Raw genomic sequence first — 6,344 nt, 5'->3', positions numbered from 1 at the left:
CTCACCGGCGGCGGCAACGTGACGATGAATAGCGACTTCTACAGTTTCATCGCGAGCGACGGCTCGGCTGCCAAGCTTTCCAACTTCGATACGATCTCCGGCGCCGGCACGATCGGCGACAGCCACCTGACGTTGTCGAACAGCGGCACGATCGATGCTACGGGATCGCATGCGCTGGTCATCGACACCGGCGCCAATTTCTTCACCTCCGGCGGCCTCGTCGGCAATCTTCAGGTGACGAATAATGCCGGCGGCGTGCTCGAAGCTTCTTCGGGCCACACGCTGCTGATCGACGATAACGTCCTCAACAACGGGTTAATCGAATCCGGCGCCCCGGGCGGTCATTCGGGCGCTTATGTCGATGTCACCGGAAATATCTCCGGCGATGGCTCGATCGATATCTTCAACAACTCAACGGTCGAGATTGGCGGCTCGGTTTCCTCCGGCCAGACCGTGACCTTCGGCGCGCCGGGCGGACCGGTCACCGACGGTACGTTGACCCTCGATGATTCGAAGCATTTCGATGGAACGATCGCCGGTCTGGCCGCTGGCGATGTGATCGGTCTCACCGACCTCGCTTTTGCGTCGAACGAACATGCGGTCTGGACGCAGACCACCACGGCCAATGGCGGCAGCGGTACCTTGCAGATTTACAACGGCTTGGGGACGCTGGAATCGACGTTGGATATTGAGGGCATCTTCTCGCAGAATCAGTTTGCGCTGTCGCAAGACAAAGCCGCGTCACACGGGACCGACGTTAATATCAACAACTACATCTCGTTTTCCAACGGGACCATCAATACCAATGGGTTTTATACACCGGAGGTCAGTAATGCCGGCAGCACGATCGAACTAACGAACGGCTCGGTTGTTGAAGCAACCAGCTGGTTCGACAATTCCGTTGTTTCAATTTCCAAGTTCACGGCGTCGTTCGATTATTCCGTGACCGCGCAGAGTGATCCGGCCGACGGAATGGCTTTCATCCTGCAGAACTCTCCTGATGGCCCTAATGCGCTCGGAAGCCCCGGCAGCGATCTCGGTTACGGCAGCACTTTGCCGGGTTCTGGCACCGCGATCACGCCGAGTGTGGCCATCGAGCTGAATATTTTCAATGGACATACCCTGGGCACCAACCTTGGAATCGATGGCGTAACCGGCTACACGCAGGACTATATTTCGACCCTCCCGGTCGATTTCTGGGATACCGGAGATACGATCAACGTCGGTCTTACATACAACGGCAGCGTCTTGACGGAGACGTTGACCGACCTTGTGACCAGCGACACGTTCACGATCAGTTATAACGTCAATCTGGCGGATGTACTGGGCTCCGATACTGCGTACGTTGGCTTCTCTGCAGCTACCGGCGGGGCTGTCTCAACGCAGACCGTAAGCAATTTTACCTTCGCCTCGTCGGCGGTCAGCGGCGATGTGACGATCGACAGCCACCAGACGCTGGAAATTTCGGCCGCAAGCAAGGCGACGGTGAATTTTACCAATACTAGCGGCAATACCGGCGAACTCGTGCTCGATGATTCCAAGGACTTCACCGGAGCCATCGTCGGCTTTGCAGGCGACGGCACGACGGCGAATTCCGATTTGATCGACGTTACCGACGTCAACATCGCCGACGTCGCGGTGAACAAGACGACGTATACGGATCATGGCAACGGCACGGGAACGTTGACGCTGCACGATGCGAGTGGCCAGGCGCTCGACAGCATCAACTTCGACGGCAACTATCAGTTGGCGAATTTCACCATCGAGAGCGACGGCAATGGCGGTACGCTGATCGTCGATCCGCCGGTGAACAACAACGGTCAAACGCCGGCAAATACGACCGTGGCATCGAACCAGAATTCGACGGGGACAGCCGGCACCGACGGGTTTGTGTTCAATTTCGACGGGCACCACCATGCCCCGACGGCGGATTTCCATCCGGACCAGGAAAATAGCCAGCCGGGTGGTCCGATGTTGACCAATCTACACACCGGCTCGAACACCGCTCCCGACCAGGGTCATTCCAATATGCCAGTTGGAGGCGACGGGCATGACGGCGTCGGTCTGAGCGCTTTCGCCAAGGCGCATCTGCACGCCGCGGACTTCCATTTCGTGTAAGCCGCCCACGGTGGCGCCGGCGTCTCCTCACTGCTCCCGGGGAGCCGGTGTCGCGCGCGCCCGAGGATCATCGGCCAGAGTATCCACCCATTCGGGCCTCGCGGACTTGTCGTGTCGGGATATTTCGTGTTTGAAATGCGCCTGCCACGATCGCCAGCGGACCTGACGACATTGCTCCAACCCGATTTGCAGGCATGAGGCGTCTCAAAATCATCCGGCGCTGGTTCGGGCGGAGGTTCGGCTTTTCCCGGCTGGTGTGCCTTTTCCTGTTGATCGGCATCGCGGCGTTACGCATCGCCGATTTTGCGCCGATCGAAGAACTCCGGGTCAGGACTTTCGACTTCTATCAGCGCTTCGATCCTCGCGTGAAGACGGTGCGTCCCGTCACCATCGTCGACATCGATGAAGCGAGCCTGAAGAAATTCGGACAGTGGCCGTGGCCGCGCACGCGCCTGGCGGATATGATCATTAACCTCGCCAATCTTGGCGCGGTTGCCATTGCATTCGACGTGGTTTTTGCCGAGCCGGACCGACTGAACCCCGACGTTCTATCCGACACGATGCGTTACCTGGATGAACTGACCCGAAGCAGGCTGCGCGCACTGCCGAGCAACGACCAGGTCTTGTCCGATGCGCTCCGGCGTGCCCGCGTGGTGCTTGGCGAGACCGGGCTTGAAACCGTGGTTTCGGAAATCGACAAGGACCTTCCTTTCACGGGGTTTGCAACGCTCGGCGACAAAGCGGGAGCCGAGCCGGACTTTTTCGAGTTTCCCGGCCTGTTGCGCAATGTCCCGATTCTCGAAAAGGTTGCCGCGGGTCGCGGACTGCTTACGATCGTCCCCGAGCGCGACGGCATCATCCGCCGGGTACCGATGATGTTGCGGGCGCAAGGCAATATGATGCCGGCGTTAAGCATGGAAATGCTGCGGGTCATTTCGGGGACCTCGACGATTCTCGCCAAATATGACCGCAACGGTGTCAAAAGCATTGCCGTCCGGGGGCTCGATATCCCGACCGACAAGGACGGGCAGCTCTGGGTGCATTTCGCGCGCCATGATCCGTCGATCTATGTATCGGCGACCAGTGTTCTCGATGGGACCGCGCCGCTCGACATGATCAAGGGCAAGCTTGTCCTAATCGGCACATCGGCGGTGGCGCTGAACGACCTCAAGACGACGCCGGTATCGAATGTGATGCCGGGCGTCGAAATTCATGCCCAGGTGCTGGAAGTCGCGCTCACCAAAGCGGTGCTTTCGCAACCGAACTATGCGCTCGGCGTTGAACTTCTTGCCGCGTTTGTTCTGGGGTTTCTGGTCATTCTCTTTACACCGAACCTCGGACCCGTCACGCTTGTCGCCGTCGGCGCCTTGTTCGCCACGGTGCTGGTCGGCACATCGTTGTATTTTTACAAAGAGCAACGGCTGCTGATCGATTTCACCTATCCGCTGCTGTCGACCACCGCGATTTACCTCACCCTGATTTTCGCAAGCTTTGTTCGCGAACAGGCGCAGCGCCGCCAGATCCGCTCGGCATTCGGCCAGTATATTTCGCCGGCGCTGGTCGAGCAGCTCGCGCACTCGCCGGAAAAGCTCAAGCTCGGCGGCGAAGAACGCGAGATGACGATCATGTTCTCGGACGTCCGCGGCTTCACGACGATTTCGGAGTCCTACAAGCACGATCCGCAGGGCCTCACCGCGCTGATGAACCGCTTCCTAACGCCGCTGACCGACGCCATCCTGGCCCGCAAGGGCACCATCGACAAATATATGGGCGATGCGATCATGGCATTCTGGAACGCGCCGCTGGATGACAACGAACATCAGATCAATGCCTGCAATGCCGCGCTCGACATGCTCGAGAAGATCGACGTGCTGAACAAGGATCGGGAGGCCGAGGCGCAGCACGGCGGCCACGCCTATATTCCGATCAATGTCGGGGTCGGTCTGAACACCGGCGTGTGCGTCGTCGGAAATATGGGTTCGAATTTGCGTTTCGACTATTCGGTGCTGGGCGACAGCGTCAATCTGGCCTCACGGCTGGAAGGCCAATCCAAGGAGTACGGCTTTCCGATCATCGCGGGCTCGAAGACGGCGCTTGCTGCAAAGGACAAGTTCGCCATCCTCGAGCTCGATTTCATCATGGTCAAAGGCAAGAAGGAGCCGGAGGTCATCTACGCCATCGCCGGGCGCGAAGATGTCGCGATGTCGGGGCGATTCCAGAACCTGCGCAACCTCACCATCGAGATGCTGGCCTGCTATCGCAGCCGCGATTGGGAAGGCGCACTGATGTCGATCGAGCGCGGCCGGCGCACCGACGAGGCCGGCAGGCTGGCCTATTTGTACGATCTCTATGAGGAGCGCATTCTCGCCTACCAGAAGAATCCGCCGCCCGACGACTGGAACGGCGCCTTCGCGCTGTTGACGAAGTAACCGTCGTTCCAGGCGCCGCGAGGCGCTTTACTCCACGCCGATCGTCGTCAGGTCCTGAAACCAGTGCTGCGCCTGCACGAATTTCTTGATCCTCGGCGAAAGCGCATGCGGATTGGTGTCGTGCACCACCCACACCAGCGCTGCGTCATCGACGATTTGCGCATGGGCTTGCGCGATCAGTTCGTCCTGCTTCTTGGTGTCGAAGGTCTGCTTGGCCTCACTGATCAGCGCATCGACCTTCGCATTCTTGTAGCCGCCCCAGTTCACGCCGACGGGCGCAACCTGATCGGAGGCAAAGAACCGCACGATCGCATAGAGCGGATCGGAGGTCACATAGGCGATGTTGTTGGCGGTGATGCCGGCATTGATCTCGTCAGCCGCACCCTTGCGCCAATGCGTATAGAGGGTCTCGAGTTCAACCACCTTGAAGTCGATGTCGATGCCGATTTCCTTGAAACTCTGCTGCAGGAATTCGTTCATGGGCAGCGACAGCATCTGCCCGGTGCCGCCCTGCGCGATGATGAACGTCGCCTTCAGCGGCTTATCCTTCGAGTAGCCGGCTTCCTCGACGAGCTTCTTCGCGGCGGCCGGATCGTATTTGATGTCGAAGGAAGGCTTGCCGAACCAGGGGCTGGACGGATCGACCTGTCCCTTGGCGGGCTTCGCCAGGCCGTTCATCAGTCCGACCACGCCGTCGCGATCGATCGCGAGGTTGAGCGCCTTGCGCAGGCGGATGTCGGTCCACGGCGAGCCGGGCAGCACGCTTAAATGATAATTCCAGACATGCGGGGTGATGTTGTCGACAATCCGCATGCCGGCGGCCTTGAGTTGCGGCACCGCGTCGGGCGCCGGCGTCTCGATCAGATCGACCTGGCCGGCGAGCAGCGCGTTGGTGCGTGTCAACGCTTCCGGCATCGGAATCAGAACCAGCTTGTCGACTTTCGGAAGGCGCTTCTTGTCCCAATAATCGGGGTTCTTCGAAAGCTCCGCCAGTTCGCGCGGCACCAGCTTGGTCAGCTTGAAAGGACCGGTGCCGGAAGGCTGGCTGGCGAATTTATCCCAATCCTTGCCGAGCTTTTCATATTGGGTAGGGCTTGAGACCAAAAACCAGAGCATCTGGTAGGGAAAGAAGGAGTCGACCGTCTTGGTCGTGATCTCGACCGTGTCGTCGTCGATCTTGGCGTAGCTCGCCACCGAGGGCAGGCGGGTCTTTACTTGCGCGCTTTGTCGCTTGTCGAATTGCGGCGCCTTGTCGTTGAGGACTTTGTCGAGATTCCAGATCACAGCGTCGGCGTTGAAATCGCTGCCGTCATGAAACTTGACGCCCTTGCGCAGACTGAACCGCCATTTGGTTTTGTCCTTGTCGTCAACTTTCCATTCGGTGGCGAGGCCGGGCACAAGTTTGCCGGGCCGGTCCGCAACGTCCATCTCCCAGGCGATCAGCGGATCGTAAATGGTGTAGGCGGTGAACTGATAGGCGCCGGCGCCGCGATCCGGCTGGCCTGTGGTTAACGGGATATCCGCCATTGAAATTCCGTAGCGCACCACGGTCTCGGCTTCCGTAGAATTGGCCTTCAGGCCGAAGCAGACGGCAAGGGCCATGGACAGGGCCAAGATCAGATTTCGGATGCGCATGAACAGAAGTCTCCATTGAACAAATAACAGGCGTATCGCGTGCAAGGTTGATGCCAAAAACAGCACCTGCGACAACACGTTCCGGGTAGCGCAAATGAAGGCAGCAGGGCCATCACGTTCAAGAGAGCTATTGCTCTCGGTGGCACAGCCATTGCATAAATT

The 6,344-nt window shown here is 59.0% G+C and carries 2 protein-coding genes and 1 pseudogene; 2 read left to right on the top strand and 1 reads right to left on the bottom strand.

Annotated features, from left to right (window positions below; genetic code table 11):
- Positions 1 to 2,118, top strand: a pseudogene (locus ABSE61_RS14590) (hypothetical protein); the annotation flags it as partial.
- 194 nt (positions 2,119 to 2,312) lie between these two features.
- Entirely contained in the window at positions 2,313 to 4,547 is a 2,235-nt protein-coding gene (locus ABSE61_RS14585; RefSeq protein ID WP_423871820.1) for a CHASE2 domain-containing protein, read from the top strand.
- Positions 4,548 to 4,574: 27 nt separating this feature from the next.
- Here the strand turns inward: ABSE61_RS14585 and ABSE61_RS14580 are convergent, their stop codons facing one another.
- Complete coding sequence (locus ABSE61_RS14580) at positions 4,575 to 6,182, bottom strand: ABC transporter substrate-binding protein (protein ID WP_423871819.1); 1,608 nt, start codon at positions 6,180 to 6,182, stop codon at positions 4,575 to 4,577.
- Positions 6,183 to 6,344: the final 162 nt, after the last annotated feature.

Origin of the sequence: Bradyrhizobium sp., assembly GCF_049519115.1 — a bacterium.
Lineage (GTDB): Bacteria > Pseudomonadota > Alphaproteobacteria > Rhizobiales > Xanthobacteraceae > Bradyrhizobium.
This window is presented reverse-complemented; position numbering and strand designations above follow the sequence as displayed.